The following is a 16,667-nucleotide window of genomic DNA, read 5'->3' as shown; positions in this document are numbered from 1 at the left end:
AAAAGATAAAAGCACTGCTTTTATCTTGTTGAGGTACCTAAGCTTAAACATAAAAAAACCCACTCAAATAGAGTGGGTCTTCGCATTCAAATCAATTGATTCAAGAAATTAGTTCTTTTCTTTATCTACGATTTTGTTTGCTTGAATCCAAGGCATCATCGCACGTAACTTACCACCAGTTACTTCAATACCATGTGCTGCATTTTGACGACGACGAGCAGTCATAGATGGGTAGTTCAACGCACCTTCTTGAATGAACATCTTCGCATATTCACCAGATTGGATACGTTTAAGTGCATTACGCATCGCTTCACGAGACTGTTCGTTGATCACTTCAACACCAGTTACGTATTCGCCATATTCAGCATTGTTCGATACTGAATAGTTCATGTCTGCAATACCACCTTCGAACATCAAGTCAACAATCAACTTAAGTTCGTGTAAGCATTCGAAGTAAGCCATTTCAGGTGCATAACCTGCTTCAACTAAAGTTTCGAAGCCCATTTTAACAAGCTCTACTGCACCACCACAAAGAACTGCTTGCTCACCAAATAGGTCAGTTTCAGTTTCTTCACGGAATGAAGTTTCGATGATACCTGTACGACCACCACCTACGCCTGAAGCATAAGAAAGTGCTACGTTGCGTGCATTACCAGATGCATCTTGGTGAATCGCGATTAAGTCAGGAACACCTGAACCACGTTGGTATTCAGAACGTACTGTATGACCTGGTGCTTTTGGCGCAACCATGATCACGTCTAAATCAGCACGTGGAACAACTTGGTTATAAAGAACAGAGAAACCATGAGCAAATGCTAATGTTGCACCTTCTTTGATATTTGGCTCGATCACGTCACGATAAAGTTGTGATTGGAACTCATCTGGAGTCAAGATCATCACTACATCAGCTTGCGCTACAGCAGCAGGAACTTCAGCAACTTTAAGACCTGAATTTTCAGCTTTTTTCCAAGAAGTAGAACCAGCGCGTAAACCTACAGTTACGTCTACACCAGAATCTTTAAGGTTAAGCGCATGCGCGTGACCTTGCGAACCGTAACCAATGATCGCTACTTTCTTAGATTGGATGATAGATAAGTCGCAGTCTTTATCGTAAAAAATTTGCATTGCTGTCTCCGCTAAAATGCTTTGTATTCTGTAATTTCACCAAGAGTTTATTTTTTGATGAAATCCTCCTTTTGATCAAAAGGAGGTTGAATCGTGTTAATTAATTAAATGGTTAAAACTTTTTCGCCACGCGCGATGCCTGAAACACCAGAACGTACAACTTCAAGAATGGTATTCTCTGCTAATGCATCAATAAAACCATCAATTTTTTCAGTCGTACCCGCGATTTGAATGGTATAAGTCGTTGGGGTAACATCCACGATTTGCGCACGGAAAATGTCCGCAGTTCGTTTAATTTCAGCACGTGCCGAGCCAAGTGATTTGACCTTAATCAGCATCAATTCACGCTCAATATGCGCACCTTCAGACAGATCAACCACTTTTACAACTTCAACCAATTTGTTGAGTTGCTTCGTGATTTGTTCAATTTTATGGTCATCACCATAAGTCGTTAGAGTCAAACGAGATAAAGTCGGATCTTCGGTTGGCGCAACGTTTAAGGTCTCAATGTTATAACCACGTTGAGAAAATAAACCCACCAAACGAGAAAGCGCACCAGCTTCGTTTTCTACAAGTACAGAGATAATGTGTCTCATGACGTGCGCTCCCCTTTACCTAACCACATATCTTGCATTGACTGACCTGCGATAAGCATTGGATAAACATGCTCGGTACGGTCAACCATAACGTTGATGAATACACATTTATCGTTGATTGCCATTGCTTCTGCAAGCTTAGACTCAAGCTCATCGGCATGGTTAATCTGAATACCTACATGACCATACGCTTCCATCAATTTAGGGAAGTCAGGCAATGAATCTACATAAGAACTCGAATGACGTCCTTCATAGTTCATATCTTGCCACTGCTTTACCATCCCTAAAGCTTGGTTATTCAAGCAGAGGATTTTTACGTTAAGGTCATATTGCTTACACGTCGAAAGCTCTTGGATACACATCTGGATGGATGCTTCACCTGTGATACATACTACTTGTTGGTCTGGGAAAGCTAATTTCGCAGCCATCGCGTAAGGTAAGCCCACACCCATGGTGCCAAGACCACCTGAATTAATCCATTGACGTGGACGCTTATACTTGTAGTAGTTTGCACCAAACATTTGGTGCTGACCTACGTCAGAAGTAATGATTGCTTCACCATTGGTGATTTTATCCAACGCTTCGACCACTTGCTGTGGCTTCATTGAACCATCAGTCGGTTTGTCATATTTCAAACCATGAACTTTACGCCATTCATTGATTTGTGCCCACCACGCGGCAATGTCTTCAGGATTTGGTTTAGACACATTCATCTGCTTGAGCTGTGTCAACATTTCTTGAAGAACAGGTTCTACCGCACCCACGATTGGGATATGCGCCATGATGGTTTTTGAAATCGTCGCAGGGTCGATATCAATATGAATCACTTTTGCATTTGGACAGAATTTTGCAGGATTGTTGGTTACACGGTCATCGAAACGCGCGCCAATACACAAAATCACATCGGCATTGTGCATGGTCATATTGGCTTCATACGTACCATGCATACCCAACATACCAATGAACTGTGGATCATTGCCTGAAAAGGCACCCAGACCCATCAAAGTATTGGTCACTGGGTAGCCTAGAATATGCGCCAACTCAGTCAACTGTTCTGATGCATTACCTTGTACAACACCACCACCTGTATAAATTACAGGGCGTTTTGCGTGAATTAGCTCTTCAATGGCTTTACGAATTTGACCTGAGTGACCACGATGCGGTGGTTGATACGAACGCATCTTCACTTTTTCTGGGTATTCGTAAGCAAACTTTTCAGCAGGATTAGTTGCATCTTTAGGAATATCAACCACCACAGGACCTGGACGACCTGAAGATGCGATATAAAAAGCCTTCTTAATAATCGAAGGAATTTCGCTGGCATGGCGCACTTGGAAACTATGTTTTACGATCGGGCGAGAAATACCGACCATATCTGTTTCTTGGAATGCATCTTCACCAATTAAATGTGACGCAACCTGACCTGACAAAATCACCATTGGGATTGAGTCCATATAAGCCGTTGCAATTGGAGTCACAGTATTGGTTGCACCCGGACCTGAAGTCACGAGCACCACACCCGTCTTACCTGTTACGCGCGAGTAAGCATCGGCCATATGACCAGCAGCTTGTTCATGGCGCACGAGGTAATGATTGATTTTGTCTTGTTGAAAGAACGCGTCGTAGATATGTAAAACTGCGCCGCCTGGGTATCCAAATACATGTTCAACGCCTTCGTCCGCCAATGCGCGAACGAGCATTTCACCACCAGATAAAAGTTCCAACGTGATTCACCCTAATCTTTATCACTGCAATGGTGGGAGGCACCAGCAGTGTTTCATTCATTGATTGTCTGCACTGTTATAGCACACATATTTCTTAGTTTTCATAGCAATAGGAAAAAATTCTGATCTGTATGCTGTTTGAGCACTATGAGATCTAAAATGTGTTGGGATAAACACATTTTTTTACTTTGTTCACGGTCTCGGCTAGAAAGCGTGTCCATTGCATGAAATGACACTTTATCGAAGGGTGATCGAGTAAAGGCATATAAAACTAAAGACAGCATTTTTAGGAGTTTCGTGACTAATGTCAAGTTTAAAAATTAGCTTTTTTTTGTTTATTTACAGACCGTTTATTTTTTATGCACCTTGATCAAAGAAACGAGGAAAGTTTTTCTTTATTTTTTAAAGTTCAAACCCATGATTTTCTATTGCTCTGAATTTATTAATAAAAAAAGATCATGAAACCCATAAATAAGTTTAATAATACCTTTCCTTTGCTTTAAAACTATTTCGGCACTTTGCATATTAAGTTTTTAGGCTTAAACCCATTTTTATATACAGATTTTTATAAGTTTATTCTTCTTTCTAACTGTGCCAGAAGACATATATTGTGATGTCAATTGAGTATTACACCTAAAAAACACAAAAAAACTTAGATGAAAAGACAGGCCAAACAATTTTTATTGTTCAAAAATAAGCATAAAATAGCCATAACGATAAACCCAATCAAATCGAATGATTAGGGATATAAAAAGGACAATCGCAGATGAGTTTTCCGTTTACAAAAATGCTTCTAGGTTTGGCTTGCATGGGGCTAACCCTGGTGACTACACAAAGCTTTGCCAAAACCTATTATAAGTGGGTGGACAGCCAAGGCTCGACACATTACACCACCACGCCACCACCCAAAACAGCAAAGAAGCAAGGTAAAATAGATACTTATGGTTGGAAGAACTCGCCTCAACAGACGACAACAGAAGCACCGTCCCCAAGCAATGTCCCGAGTCCTACACCAGCAATACCAGATGTTGTACCCACTGTAACCCCCGCAGCACCCGTGGAATTGGAAAACCAACAACGCGACGCCAATAAAGCATTACAAAAAGGGCAACGGGCTCAACCTGCGATTTAAACAACTCATACAGTTTCAGCTATATTTTCAACTTCTTTAATTTCCTGCACAAATCATGGTGCAAAATTCACTTTTAGGTGCATTTTGCGCTATGCTGTGCAACAAACTTTTTTTAATCATTGTTCTTAACATACGTATATGACTACTCACATTGACCCCGAATATCAAGCGAGCGCGATTGAACCTACCGTCCAACAAGACTGGGAAGCTCGTAAAGCCTTTAAAGTTGCAGACACTGTAGAAGGTCCACGTCGTTATATCCTCTCGATGTTCCCTTACCCAAGTGGCAAACTGCATATGGGTCATGTGCGTAACTATACCATTGGCGATGTGATTAGCCGTTTCCACCGTCTCAAAGGGGAAACTGTCCTGCAACCTATGGGTTGGGATGCATTTGGTCTACCTGCTGAAAACGCTGCGATTGCCCATCAAGTTGCACCAGCAAAATGGACTTTTGAAAACATCGCATATATGCGTGATCAGTTAAAAAAATTGGGGCTTTCTGTCGATTGGGATCGTGAGTTTGCGACCTGTACCCCTGAATATTACCGCTGGGAACAGTGGTTGTTCGTACAACTGTACAAAAAAGGCTTGATCTATCGTAAGCTTTCAACAGTAAACTGGGACCCTGTAGACCAGACAGTTTTAGCCAATGAACAAGTTGAAAATGGTCGTGGTTGGCGTTCAGGTGCATTGGTTGAAAAACGTGATATTCCGATGTACTACTTCCGCATCACTGACTATGCACAAGAATTATTAGACGATTTAGATACCTTAAAAGATGGTTGGCCACAACAAGTCTTGACCATGCAACGCAACTGGATCGGCCGTTCGACAGGGATGGAAATTACTTTCCCTTCTGCGAACACTGAAGTCTATGCAGATGGTTTAACCGTTTATACCACGCGTGCTGATACCTTAATGGGTGTGACTTATGTTGCTGTTGCAGCAGAACACCCTATGGCACTGAAAGCGGCTGCCGTCCAATCAGAAGCGGGCAATCCTGAACTTGCTGCATTTATTGAAGAATGCCGTATGGGTTCAGTCGCAGAAGCTGATTTAGCCACTGCTGAAAAGAAAGGGATGGCAACAGGTCTGTCTGTGAAGCATCCTGTGACAGGTGAAGACTTACCTGTTTGGATTGCCAATTATGTATTGATGTCATACGGCTCAGGTGCTGTGATGGCAGTGCCTGCACATGACGAACGCGACTTTGAATTTGCCAATAAATTTAACTTGCCAATCAAGCAAGTGATTGATGCCAAAGGCGCTGATGATGCTGAATACTCAGCAACTGAATGGCAAGAATGGTACGGTTCTAAAGATGGCAAATTGGTGAATTCTGGCGAGTTTGATGGTTTGGAATTCCAAGCTGCGTTTGATGCTTTCCTTGCAAAATTAGAACCACAAACTTTAGCAAATGCTAAGGTTCAATTCCGTTTACGTGACTGGGGTGTTTCTCGTCAACGTTACTGGGGCTGTCCAATTCCAATGATCAACTGTAACAGCTGTGGTCAAGTCACAGTTCCAGAAGATCAATTGCCAGTGGTATTACCAACTGACGTCGTACCAGATGGTTCAGGTAATCCATTGAACAAGATGCCTGAATTCTATGAAACCAAATGCCCAAGTTGTGGTGGCGATGCGCGTCGTGAAACCGATACTTTGGATACGTTTGTAGAATCATCTTGGTACTATGCACGTTATGCATCTCCAGACTTTACTGGCGGTATGGTTGATCCTGCTGCGGGTCAAACATGGCTTCCTGTAAACCAATATATCGGTGGTGTTGAACACGCGATTCTGCACTTACTTTATGCACGCTTCTTCCACAAATTGATGCGTGATGAAGGCGTAGTACAAGGCAATGAACCATTTACCAACTTGCTCACCCAAGGTATGGTCTTGGCAGATACTTACTACCGTGAAGCGGAATCAGGCAAGAAAACATGGTTTAACCCTGCGGATATCGACCTTGAGCGTGATGAAAAAGGTCGTATTCTGTCTGCGAAATACCAAGGTGACGGTCAAGAAGTCATTGTTGGTGGCCAAGAGAAAATGTCGAAATCGAAAAATAACGGTATCGACCCACAAGCCATTATTGATCAGTACGGTGCAGATACAGCACGTGTCTTCATGATGTTCGCCGCTCCACCAGATCAATCATTAGAATGGTCAGATGCAGGTGTGGAAGGTGCAAACCGTTTCTTGAAACGTGTCTGGCGTTTGGTTGCAAACTTCCTTGAGAAAGACAATACAGCATCTAGCATTGATACAACGCAATTATCTACCGAAGCCCAAGATTTACGTCGTAAAACGCATGAAACCATCCAAAAAGTGGGTGATGACATTGAACGCCGCCATGCCTTTAACACAGCCATTGCAGCAATGATGGAACTGTTAAATGCCAACAACAAGTTTGAAGCGAAAACTGATAACGATGTTGCTGTTGCACGTGAATCAATCACGACTCTATTAACCTTACTTGCGCCATTTGCACCGCACTTGAGTCAAACGCTATTAGCTGAATTCGGGTTGGATTTAACCACTGTATTATTCCCGACTGCAGATGAATCTGCACTGGTACGAAATACACAAACGATCGTGGTTCAGGTCAACGGTAAACTTCGTGGTAAATTAGAAGTGTCTGTCGATGTATCGAAAGATGATTTGCTTGCTTTAGCTAAAGCCTTGCCAGAAGTTCAACAATTCTTGACGGGTCCAACCAAGAAAGAAATTGTGGTACCCAATAAATTAGTAAATTTGGTGGTTTAAAGCCTTTGAGCCTCCCTTTTATAAAGGGAGGTTTGGTGGGATTTTATTAGAAAATCTCCCTTGCGAAGCATTGCTTCTCACCTCTTTCAAAAAGAGGCGGAAATGAAAAGGAATAAACAATTCCCAAACAAAGCCCGTTGCCAGTCAACGGGCTTTGCACATACAATCACGACATATTATTTTTCTTTTATCAAAAAGAGCAAAACAGAGGACAACACATGCATTTAGGCAAACGTTTGGCAGCCATTGTTTTAACTTGTGGCCTAGGTGCAAGCTTAGTCGGTTGTGGCTTTCATTTAAAAGGAACCAACCCGAGTACAACACCGATTGCTTATTCAAAAATAAATCTAGTTCTGCCAAAAGACACTGATGAGTTACATGAAAAATTAGCCATCTACCTTGGTGCATCTGGGGTTCAGTTGAGCAATGGTTCAGATGCCTATGTACTCCATGTTTTAGACTATAAACCACAGCGTTTAGAACTCAATGGTAAACTGATTGAAGTCATTTTACGACTAAACGTCACCTTCCGTATTGAAGATGCGCAAGGTCGCCCGATTACGGAGCCACGAACAGTTGTCGCGACACGTACATACCAATATAACGTTGAAACCGTCAACACCGATGATCAAGAAAAGACTTACTTGAACCAAGTCATCGTCGATGATATTGCTCAACAAATTGTTCGTCAGATTTCTTTGAATCGTTTACCCCCTGCCCAACAATAAGGTTATTGAATGAAACTTGACTATCTGCAAGCCTTAAAACGTGTCGATGAAGCCCGTGGTGCGTGGGTGATGCAAGGTCAAGAGCCATTACTTGAACAAAACTTACTAGATGCATTTCGGATCAGCTGGCAAAAACAAGAGATCGAACGGCAACGTCATGACATTAATAATGTTAATGATTGGAAAAATGTCTTTAATGCACTCAACAGCTTATCCTTATTTTCCAGCCAGTTAGCCATTGAAGTTCATGGCAATATTAAGCCTGATGCCAACGGCCTTAAGCTGCTAAAAAGTTATATCCAAAACAATGAACAGAATTTGCTTTTGGTCGTGATGCCCAAGCAAGACAGTGCCAGCCTAAAAACTGGCTTTTTTCAAACTGTTGAAGCCAATGGTGTGCATGTGGCCCTGACCGCGAATTATCCGCGGGATCGTCAGCAGATTTTAGGCATTGAAGCAGATAAACTGGGGATAAAACTCAGTCAGGATGCATGGCAATGGTTAGAACAGCATCATGAACATAACCTACTTGCAGCAAAAAACAGCTTGATGCGTGTCAGCGATACTTTTTCCGAAGTTGAACTGATTCAAATTGATCACTTACAAGCTTGTTTGCAAGACCAGTCCCGTTATAGCACCTTCGATTTAAGCGATGCCCTACTCGAAGGGAATTTAGCGCAATCCATTAAAATTTATCAATATCTGATTGCTTCAGGCGAACCTCTCAGTCTGATTTTGTGGAGTATCAGCAAAGAAATGCGTTTATTGATGCAACTATTTGAACAACCACAAAATGCGCTACAACTCGGCATTTGGAAAAATAAAGTTAGCGTCTATCAACACGCTTTACGTCGACTAAATCCGCACTGTTTTTTGACATGGCCCCATTTATTACTACGGATTGATGCTTCAATTAAGGGTTTACAACATGAAAATGCAGAACATGTCGTGATGCAAGCGATTGCCTCACTCTGTGGAAAATCACTTTTTCCAGCTTAAATTCACGGTATTTTCATTTTTAAAATAATAATCATTTCTATTTGTTCAAAAAATTCACGATTTATCCGTATTTCGCTTCTATAATGTTCCTAATTTTGTTTACTCCCTGATTCCAATGCAAAAAATAAAAGCTTTTAAAATGATCATAGCAGTACTCTGTATTGCTGTAGTTGCTTATGTCGCATGGACATACTTCAAGCCAAAACAAGAACAACCTCAATATATTACCGAAAGTGTTAGTCGTGGCGACCTTGAAAACACGGTATTAGCTACAGGTACTTTAGATGCGACCAAACTGGTAAGTGTCGGTGCACAGGTATCAGGCCAAGTACAAAAAATGTATGTGCAATTAGGGGACGAAGTCAAACAAGGACAATTAATCGCTCAAATTGATTCAACGACCCAAGAAAATAGCTTTAAAACAGCAGAAGCAAATATTAAGAATCTAGAAGCGCAGCGCCTACAACAAGAAGCCAACTTAAATGAAATGCAGTTGGCCTATAAACGTCAACAACAAATGTATGCCCAAGATGCAACATCTAAAGCAGAATTAGAATCTGCCGAAGCAAGCTATAAAACAGCCCAAGCCCAAATAAAAGCGATTGATGCACAAATCGAATCTGCAAAAGTGACCAAATCAACAGCTCAAACCAATATTGGTTATACCCGTATTGTGGCACCAACTGACGGTACCGTTGTTGCGATTGTGACTGAAGAAGGTCAAACGGTGAATGCTAATCAAAGTACACCAACCATTGTCAAAATTGCAAAGCTACAAAATATGACCATTAAGGCACAGGTCAGTGAAGCAGACATTATGAAAGTGCAAAAAGGACAAGCTGTGTACTTTACAACTTTAGGGGATGACAGCAAACGTTATGCAAGTTTGCGTCAGGTTGAGCCTGCACCAGACTCAATTACAGATGATGACACCAGTACCAGTACATCTACAAGTACAGCTATTTATTATAATGCGCTATTTGATGTGCCAAATCACGATGGCAAACTTCGTATTGATATGACAGCACAAGTATATATCGTACTTGACTCTGCAAAAAATGCCTTGCTTGTCCCTTCTTCTGCGCTTTCTACCCGCACTACAAATGCAAATCGTAGTAGTAACTCTAATACAGAGGCTGCATCTTCTGCACAAAATAAATCTGATGCAGATCATCCACAAGCTCCTCGCTTAGAGCGTCTCAAATTAAATGCTGCACAGCAACAATTGGTCAAAGACGGCAAAGCAACGGTGAGTGTCGTTCGTGTTTTACAGGCAGATGGTTCTGCTCAACCTAAACAAGTCTTGGTTGGTATTAATAACCGTGTCAATGCACAAGTTATTGCAGGCTTAAAAGAAGGTGATCAAGTGGTCATTGCTGACAGCTCTGATACTGCTGCTGCAACCGCAAACAGCAGCAACCGTCGTCGTAACGGCCCACCGATGGGAATGTAAGCATGACAAAAAGAGCCTTGCTTGAAGTCAGCAATTTGGTGCGAGAGTTTCCAGCTGGCGAAAGTACTGTACAAATTCTCAAAGGGATTGATCTGACCATTTATGAGGGTGAACTGGTTGCCATTGTCGGGCAATCGGGTTCAGGTAAATCGACCCTCATGAATATCTTAGGTTGTCTTGATCGACCAACTTCAGGTAGTTATCAGGTCAATGGACGAGAAACTGGCAAACTTGAACCAGACCAACTGGCTGAGTTGCGTCGTGAGTATTTTGGTTTCATTTTCCAGCGTTATCATCTCTTGGGTGATCTCTCAGCCGAGGGAAATGTCGAAGTTCCTGCCGTTTATGCTGGAGTGAGCCCTTATCAAAGAAAGCAGAGAGCCACTGCGCTACTGACGGAACTAGGTTTAGGTAACAAAACTCAAAACCGTCCAAGTCAACTTTCTGGGGGTCAACAACAACGTGTCTCAATTGCACGTGCGCTAATGAATGGTGGAGATGTTATTCTCGCTGATGAACCAACAGGCGCATTAGACTCGCATAGCGGTATCGAAGTAATGCGAATTTTACGCGAACTGAATGCCGCAGGCCATACCATTATTTTGGTCACTCATGACATGCAAGTGGCAAAAAATGCCTCGCGTATTATTGAAATCAGTGATGGTCTAATCATTGCCGACCGAGTTAATCAACCCGAATACGACACAGAACTACATACAGATCCAGATGCAGAAACTGCGATTTCTGCCCAGCAAGAAAAAAATAAAAGCGTCTCAGCATGGCGCTCCTTGCTCGACCGTCTAGGTGAAGCTTTCCGCATGGCACTGTTGTCCATGAATGCTCACCGCATGCGAACTTTTTTGACCATGCTCGGTATTATTATCGGGATTGCGTCTGTCGTAACTGTAGTGGCATTAGGAAATGGCTCGCAGAAGCAGATTTTGAATAATATTAGTAGCCTAGGAACCAATACCATTACCGTATTTCAGGGACGTGGCTTCGGTGACAACTCTAAAACGGCTAATTTCAAAACGCTTGTTCCAGGCGATGCCGACGCTTTAGCAACTCAACCCTATGTGAGTGCTGTCAGCCCCATGGTGAGTTCATCCAAAACGATTCGTTATCAAGAAAATGAAGCCAGTGCCACGATCAATGGAATTGGTGCCGACTACTTTACAGTCAAAGGTCTCACCTTTAAAAGTGGACAAACCTTTGATCAGCGTAGTGTACGTGATCGTACCCAAGACGTAATCATTGATACCAACACCCAAAAACAATTCTTTAGTGACGGATCTGATCCTGTCGGTCAAGTGGTCTTACTTGGCAGCGTGCCTGCGCGCATTATTGGAATCGTGGAACCACAAAACAGTGCTATGGGCTCTGATGATACATTAAATGTCTATATGCCTTACACGACAGTAATGAGCCGTATGCTCGGTCAGAGCAATGTGCGCAATATTATTGTGCAAATCAATGATAAATATTCAACCAGTGCTGCTGAAAATGCGATTGTAAACTTACTCACCCTACGTCATGGTCAACAAGACGTATTTACCATGAACAGTGACAGTATTCGCCAAACCATTGAAAAAACCACCAGTACCATGACCCTATTGGTTTCTGCTATTGCGGTGATTTCATTGGTAGTTGGTGGTATTGGCGTGATGAATATTATGCTGGTATCGGTCACAGAACGGACACAAGAAATTGGCGTTCGGATGGCCGTAGGTGCACGTCAGAGTGATATTTTACAGCAGTTCTTGATTGAAGCCATTCTAGTCTGCCTAATTGGTGGCGTTTTGGGTGTATTACTCTCCCTTGGACTAGGGCAAATCATTGAGAAGTTTGCAGGGGATAATTTTGCTGTTGCTTATTCCACCACGTCCATTATTGCCGCATTTGTCTGTTCAACTTTAATTGGTGTGGTGTTTGGTTTCTTACCTGCAAAAAATGCAGCCAAACTTGATCCTGTTGCAGCACTCGCTCGAGAATAAGGAAAAAATATGCCTTTTTTATTTACACGCCTTTGTACTGCAATGCTGCTTGGGAGCACATTGGTTGGTTGTGCAGCCGTGGTTAAAACCCCTTATCAAACGCCAGTCGTAGAAACGCCGACTCAGTTTCAGTATGACAAAGCGACTGCACAACAACGCCAACAAGCGATTTATACCGACCAATGGTGGACGTTGTTTGGCGATACACAGCTTAATCAACTGGTCGATGCCGTGCTCGCAAAAAATGCCGATCTGGCCGTTGCAGGGATGACCTTAAAGCAAGCACGCTTACAAGCAGAACTTGCAGAAAATCAGCAAAAAATTAGAGTGAGTTCAAGTACAGGTTTATCTACTGGACATAGTTTTAATTTAAATGATGGAAATGATACATCAAGCGGATTATCTGCCAAAACAGGACTCAGTTATGAAGTCGATTTATTTGGTAAATTGGCCCGTCAAACTGAAGCAAAAAGATGGGAAGCTCTTGCCACCGAGCAAGATTTACAAGCCACTGCTCAAAGCTTAATTGGCACCACGGCGAAGCTATATTGGCAATTGGCCTATTATAATGAAAGCCGTATAACAGCTGAGCAAAGCCTTGCCACCTCACAAAAACTCTATGACTTGGTTAAAGTTCAGTATCAAGCTGGGGCTGTATCAGGACTGGACTTAACCCAAGCGGAACAGTCCGTACAAAGTCAAAAAGCCAGTCTAAGTCAAATTCAGCAAAGTTTGGTCGAGACCCGTACCGCAATTGCAGTGTTACTGCATATACCTGTGCAGCAGTTAAGTGTTGATGAACCACAGCGTTTACCACGTTTAGCTTTGCCAAGTATTGCAGCGGGCTTACCTGCCGACATTTTGTCACGCCGTCCAGACTTAAAAGCGGCTGAGTTACGTTTACGTGAGAGTTTAGCCACTAAAGATGCTACCACGGCGAGCTATTATCCTTCGATCAGTTTGACAGGGAAACTAGAATCAACGAGCACTTCACTCACGCAACTGCTCAAGAACCCTGCACTAACATTAGGCGCAAGTTTAAGTCTACCGTTCTTGCAATATAACGATATGAAACGCGACCTTGCGATTAGTCAATTGGACTATGAAAAAGCCATCGTGCAATATCGTCAGACCTTGTACCAAGCCTTTGCCGATGTGGAAAATGCACTGTCTGCACGAACGGAGTTGAGTCAACAAGTACAATTACAACAGCGGAATTTAGAACTGGCTGAAAAAGTGGAACGTTTGACCCAAGTGCGTTATCGCTATGGTGCCGTGGCTTTAAAAACCTTGTTGGATCAACAAGAAACCACGCGTACTGCGCGCTTAACCTTGGTCAATACCAAACAAAGCCAATACAACGCTTACGTGACCTTGATGCAAGCACTCGGCGGAAGTCCTATAAAAGAACTACCAAAACAATAGTCCGAGCACTATTGTTTTGTTTTCTTATTCTTTCACCAGATCTGGATTATTCTGGATCTGGTGAATACGCTTAATATTGTCCTGATCATCAAAAACAACTTCATACGAAAGTTGCTGATCATCGAAATACATCTCGGCTGGAGAACCAATCACTTCCCATAGTCCAATCGTGGCAATATCCGCAGTCGTGTGCCATAACGTACGGCTGATTCTGGCTGCTTTTAAGTAGCCCTGCTGGAAAGTATAAATCTCTTTACGATCTCCATTGACTGTTTCTGAGGTAACTGGTGCACCCAATTCAGAAATCACATAATTTCGATGTTTTCCAACCTCTAAAACCGTCAAATTCTTTTTATGTGTTGGTTACTCGCCATCACCGCGGCACAACCTTGAAGTGAAAAGAAGAGTGACTAATCCAAAAACAACAGTTATTTTCTTCACGCTTTTACCTACCCCGAAAGCCCCAAATTATATGTTTATTGACTTTATCTTTAGAGTTTTAATTCAACAAAAACTAGGACTAATTAACATATAAAATATTAGATGGCAAATGATGAGTTAGACTTGTTGATGTCTTTTCAACTCATAGATAATTACTGAATTGAGTATCACATTAAAGTTTTTAGCTATAATTTTCTGTATAATCGCAGTAATATATGCATAAATAAAAAAGCACCTCATAAGGTGCTTTAATTTATTGCTTAATTATGTTTATAGTGTCTCGTTTGATATTCGAGAAGTTCTCGAACTTGTTGTTTCAGGTCTTCTGCTAACCCCCAGTTTTGAGCCAACTTATCACAATTTTTGACTTTAACTGGTGTGAAACTAAACTTTTCTTTAAGTGTTGTCAGTACATTTCGTAGTTTTGCTTTAAGCTCTTGAGAAACACAATTAAAGCGCATTAATTTATCTACTATATAGCCAGCAGCTTTCGCAGAGAATTCAGATAAATGTTTCACTTGAGGTACGAAATCTTCATGCCACATAGCTAAAGCAACAGTCTTAACATCTTCAAAAGATACTAAACTGAACTCACTACTGACCAATCTGTCAAAAACTTCTTGTGTACGTTTCATTGTTACAAACCTGCGATGATTAATCACACTGCCTCTAAACAATTTATAGCATAGTCTACGTTCTTTTGCAAACTATCTGGCGTAGGACTATAATCCACAGCATCTCTTGCTACACGTTGAAAGTCTTCTAAACTAAAACGCTCCGCCTTATAAAGTGAAATAATATCTTTTAAATCATCTTCCGCCAATCTAGAAAGCTTAGATACAGCAATATCAACCGCACTCACTAAGAAGATATGTAATACGCTGTCCTCACTTACTAAAGGTATAGCATTTTCTTTGTAGTCAGGGCCTAATGATGGCAAACCAATATTAAAATTTATATCAAAATCTAGGCTCGACTCACCTGCCTCTGGGTCATCAAAATAGACAGGATCAAGCTCTAAAATTATGCTGTTGATATCAAGTTTGTTTGCAGCAATTAATTCTGCATCTAAATCATTACTTCCACGTGCATTTGTATACAAGTGAACTGCACAACCGCCAAATATATAAGCAGTTATTGAACCAGCAACTAAGTCTCTGTGATTGTCTTTGATTAATTGAGCCAAATCATTGAATAGTTCAAAAATAGCCTTTGCTAAAGGTGTTTCAGTGTGTAGAGTGACCATGTGTTATCTCTATATAAAATATATAAGTTGACATTTTTCTTGTAAACTCAATCAAATTTTAGATCTTTTGAAAATGATTATCAATGTTCCAACTCTTAAGCTTTAATAAATTTTTATTTTATAAAACAACAAATTAAATTAACTTTGGAACAGTAATATTAAGAACTTAACATATTGCTATAATTTTTAGAGTTTCGCTACCATCTTCAAAAACAAAGCCGCTATAAAAGCGGCTTTATTAAATGATTTTAATCAATCTAATTATTCATCAAGCATCAAGTCTGGGCTCATCCCCACAGTGTTGAAACCTGCATCGACATACATGATTTCACCGGTAATACCATTTGCCCAAGGTGAGCAAAGGAATAATGCAGCATTACCGACATCTTCAATGGTCACATTACGTTTAAGTGGTGAAATTTTTTCGTTTACATCTAACATTTTGCGGAACGACTTAATCCCTGATGCCGCCAAAGTACGGATTGGCCCTGCTGAAATCGCATTCACACGAATCCCTTCTGCACCCAAGCTTGATGCCAAGTAACGTACGCCCGCTTCTAATGATGCTTTCGCCATACCCATCACATTGTAGTTTGGCATTACACGTTCAGAACCTTGGTAAGTCAAAGTCAATAAACAACCTTGACGAACTAAAAGTAACGGCTTCGCAGCACGCGCCATCGCAATAAAGCTATATGCACTAATGTCATGTGCCACTTTAAAACCATTACGATCCGTTACATCGGTAAAGTCACCATCCAATGTATGCGCAGGCGCAAAACTAATCGAATGTACTACACCGTCTAACCCGTCCCAGTGTTTTGCCAATTCAACAAAAGTCTGTTCAATTTCAGCGTCGACAGCCACATCACATGGTAGAACAATCGTTGAGCCAAATTGTGCTGCAAATTCATCTACACGTTTTTTCAGTTTTTCATTTGGATAAGTAAATGCAAGTTCCGCGCCTTCACGGTGAAGCGCTTGAGCAATACCAAATGCAATTGATAATTTACTTGCAATACCTGCGAT

The 16,667-nt window shown here is 41.5% G+C and carries 13 protein-coding genes and 1 pseudogene; 7 read left to right on the top strand and 7 right to left on the bottom strand.

The genetic code is table 11. The features are described 5' to 3' along the window. Window positions 1–108 precede the first annotated feature (108 nt). From ilvC to DPG01_RS07370, 3 genes are all read right to left on the bottom strand, one after another. Complete coding sequence (gene ilvC / locus DPG01_RS07380) at window positions 109–1,125, bottom strand: ketol-acid reductoisomerase (protein WP_086210463.1); 1,017 nt, start codon at window positions 1,123–1,125, stop codon at window positions 109–111. 104 nt (window positions 1,126–1,229) lie between these two features. Further along, on the bottom strand, window positions 1,230–1,721 hold the full coding sequence (ilvN, locus tag DPG01_RS07375) for an acetolactate synthase small subunit (RefSeq protein WP_004697653.1): 492 nt from the start codon (window positions 1,719–1,721) through the stop codon (window positions 1,230–1,232). Then, window positions 1,718–3,445, bottom strand: a complete 1,728-nt coding sequence (locus tag DPG01_RS07370) for an acetolactate synthase 3 large subunit (protein WP_110974651.1) — start codon at window positions 3,443–3,445, stop codon at window positions 1,718–1,720. Before DPG01_RS07370 ends, ilvN begins: the two co-directional genes overlap by 4 nt. A 787-nt stretch (window positions 3,446–4,232) precedes the next feature. On the opposite strand from DPG01_RS07370, the gene DPG01_RS07365 reads away from it, so the two are divergent. The 7 genes from DPG01_RS07365 (at window position 4,233) to DPG01_RS07335 (ending at window position 13,951) form a co-directional block, all read left to right on the top strand. Next, a complete protein-coding gene (locus DPG01_RS07365; RefSeq protein WP_404814588.1) occupies window positions 4,233–4,577 on the top strand; it encodes a DUF4124 domain-containing protein in 345 nt (114 codons plus the stop codon). Window positions 4,578–4,715: 138 nt separating this feature from the next. Further along, entirely contained in the window at window positions 4,716–7,352 is a 2,637-nt protein-coding gene (gene leuS, locus DPG01_RS07360) for a leucine--tRNA ligase (RefSeq protein ID WP_110974649.1), read from the top strand. 218 nt (window positions 7,353–7,570) lie between these two features. Continuing rightward, the gene (gene lptE, locus DPG01_RS07355) at window positions 7,571–8,080 is read left to right on the top strand and encodes an LPS assembly lipoprotein LptE (RefSeq protein ID WP_086210466.1); all 510 of its coding nucleotides are present in this window, start codon (window positions 7,571–7,573) and stop codon (window positions 8,078–8,080) included. 9 nt (window positions 8,081–8,089) lie between these two features. Further along, window positions 8,090–9,079, top strand: coding sequence for a DNA polymerase III subunit delta (holA, locus tag DPG01_RS07350; protein WP_110974648.1), 990 nt, complete (start codon window positions 8,090–8,092; stop codon window positions 9,077–9,079). 115 nt (window positions 9,080–9,194) lie between these two features. After that, a complete protein-coding gene (locus DPG01_RS07345) occupies window positions 9,195–10,532 on the top strand; it encodes a MacA family efflux pump subunit (RefSeq protein WP_086210468.1) in 1,338 nt (445 codons plus the stop codon). 2 nt (window positions 10,533–10,534) lie between these two features. After that, the gene (locus DPG01_RS07340) at window positions 10,535–12,526 is read left to right on the top strand and encodes a MacB family efflux pump subunit (protein WP_110974647.1); all 1,992 of its coding nucleotides are present in this window, start codon (window positions 10,535–10,537) and stop codon (window positions 12,524–12,526) included. A gap of 9 nt (window positions 12,527–12,535) precedes the next feature. Beyond that, window positions 12,536–13,951: an efflux transporter outer membrane subunit gene (locus DPG01_RS07335; protein ID WP_110974646.1), complete on the top strand. Its 1,416-nt coding sequence runs from the start codon at window positions 12,536–12,538 to the stop codon at window positions 13,949–13,951. Window positions 13,952–13,975: 24 nt separating this feature from the next. Here DPG01_RS07335 and DPG01_RS07330 read toward each other — a convergent pair. From DPG01_RS07330 to DPG01_RS07315, 4 genes and pseudogenes are all read right to left on the bottom strand, one after another. Further along, window positions 13,976–14,392 (bottom strand): annotated as a pseudogene (locus tag DPG01_RS07330) (hypothetical protein). A gap of 260 nt (window positions 14,393–14,652) precedes the next feature. Beyond that, window positions 14,653–15,027 carry a hypothetical protein gene (locus tag DPG01_RS07325; protein ID WP_213065995.1) on the bottom strand — a complete coding sequence of 125 codons (375 nt, stop codon included), beginning with the start codon at window positions 15,025–15,027 and terminating at the stop codon, window positions 14,653–14,655. 23 nt (window positions 15,028–15,050) lie between these two features. Next, on the bottom strand, window positions 15,051–15,638 hold the full coding sequence (locus DPG01_RS07320; RefSeq protein ID WP_110974645.1) for a DUF6036 family nucleotidyltransferase: 588 nt from the start codon (window positions 15,636–15,638) through the stop codon (window positions 15,051–15,053). A 261-nt stretch (window positions 15,639–15,899) separates the two neighbouring features. Further along, on the bottom strand, window positions 15,900–16,667 hold a 768-nt coding region (locus DPG01_RS07315; protein WP_110974644.1), incomplete at its 5' end, for an enoyl-ACP reductase FabI.

The organism is Acinetobacter sp. WCHAc060042, assembly GCF_003231195.1.
GTDB lineage: Bacteria > Pseudomonadota > Gammaproteobacteria > Pseudomonadales > Moraxellaceae > Acinetobacter.
This window is presented reverse-complemented; position numbering and strand designations above follow the sequence as displayed.

Excerpts from the sequence above, each read along its gene's own strand:
- ilvC (WP_086210463.1), bottom strand. The coding sequence starts at position 1,125 with ATGCAAATTTTTTACGATAAAGACTGCGACTTATCTATCATCCAATCT.
- ilvN (WP_004697653.1), bottom strand. The coding sequence starts at position 1,721 with ATGAGACACATTATCTCTGTACTTGTAGAAAACGAAGCTGGTGCGCTT.
- DPG01_RS07365 (WP_404814588.1), top strand. The coding sequence starts at position 4,233 with ATGCTTCTAGGTTTGGCTTGCATGGGGCTAACCCTGGTGACTACACAA.
- leuS (WP_110974649.1), top strand. The coding sequence starts at position 4,716 with ATGACTACTCACATTGACCCCGAATATCAAGCGAGCGCGATTGAACCT.
- lptE (WP_086210466.1), top strand. The coding sequence starts at position 7,571 with ATGCATTTAGGCAAACGTTTGGCAGCCATTGTTTTAACTTGTGGCCTA.
- holA (WP_110974648.1), top strand. The coding sequence starts at position 8,090 with ATGAAACTTGACTATCTGCAAGCCTTAAAACGTGTCGATGAAGCCCGT.
- DPG01_RS07345 (WP_086210468.1), top strand. The coding sequence starts at position 9,195 with ATGCAAAAAATAAAAGCTTTTAAAATGATCATAGCAGTACTCTGTATT.
- DPG01_RS07340 (WP_110974647.1), top strand. The coding sequence starts at position 10,535 with ATGACAAAAAGAGCCTTGCTTGAAGTCAGCAATTTGGTGCGAGAGTTT.
- DPG01_RS07335 (WP_110974646.1), top strand. The coding sequence starts at position 12,536 with ATGCCTTTTTTATTTACACGCCTTTGTACTGCAATGCTGCTTGGGAGC.
- DPG01_RS07325 (WP_213065995.1), bottom strand. The coding sequence starts at position 15,027 with ATGAAACGTACACAAGAAGTTTTTGACAGATTGGTCAGTAGTGAGTTC.
- DPG01_RS07320 (WP_110974645.1), bottom strand. The coding sequence starts at position 15,638 with ATGGTCACTCTACACACTGAAACACCTTTAGCAAAGGCTATTTTTGAA.